At 50.2% G+C, this 807-nt stretch carries 1 pseudogene; it reads right to left on the bottom strand.

Annotated features, from left to right (window positions below):
* A pseudogene (locus ACJHYD_RS24490) lies at positions 1–807 on the bottom strand (IS3 family transposase); the annotation flags it as partial.

Genomic DNA, 807 nt, shown 5'->3' with positions numbered 1-807 from the left:
TTCTGTAGTCCCGGCGATAGTAAATTTCTTCTTTCAGGTGACCAAAGAAATTCTCCATTACCGCATTATCAAGACAGTTGCCCTTGCGCGACATGCTCTGCACTAACCCTTTGTCTGCCAGGTCAGACTGATAACTTTTTATCCGGTAATGCCACCCTTGATCACTGTGGAGCAGCGGTTTTTCTCCTTCTGCAAGGCTTTCCAGCCCCTTATTTAACATGCGCTTCACCAGCTCCTCTGTAGGCCTGCAGGCAGTTTCCCACGCCACGATTTCCCCGTTAAACAAATCAAGTATCGGGGACAGGTACAGTTTTTGTCCGCCAGCCCTGAATTCGGTGATATCTGTCACCCATTTCTCACAGGGAGCTTCCGCTTTGAACTGCCGCTGAAGGATATTTTCTGCAGCGAGTCCCATATTTCCCCGGTAAGACCGGTATTTCTTCAGGCGCACAGGAGACTTCAGGCCGAGCTGTTGCATCAGTTTTCGCACTGTTTTGCCACTGAACTTAAGACCTCTTTTCTGAAGCTCACAATGGATCCGCCGGTACCCATAACATCCCCGGTGTTCATGGAAGATGGAGGCTATGAGCTGTTTCACATCAGCATACTTGTCCTTAGCCTTCTGCAGTGACAGCTGGTAGTACAGCGTGCTTCTGGCCAGCCCTGCAGCCTTTAACAGGTCAGACTGGCAGTGTCCGCACCTCAGGCTCCGGATGACTTTCGTTTTTTCTCCAGCTCCTGGCGCTTTTTTTCCAGGAGATGCTCCTGCATGGCTTTCAGATATGCATTTTCTGCGCGAAGATAACG

Origin of the sequence: Escherichia sp. WS1368 (assembly GCF_046487485.1) — a bacterium.
Taxonomy (GTDB): domain Bacteria; phylum Pseudomonadota; class Gammaproteobacteria; order Enterobacterales; family Enterobacteriaceae; genus Escherichia; species Escherichia coli.
Note: the sequence above shows the minus strand (reverse complement) of the source record. Positions and strands in the feature narration are given on the sequence as shown.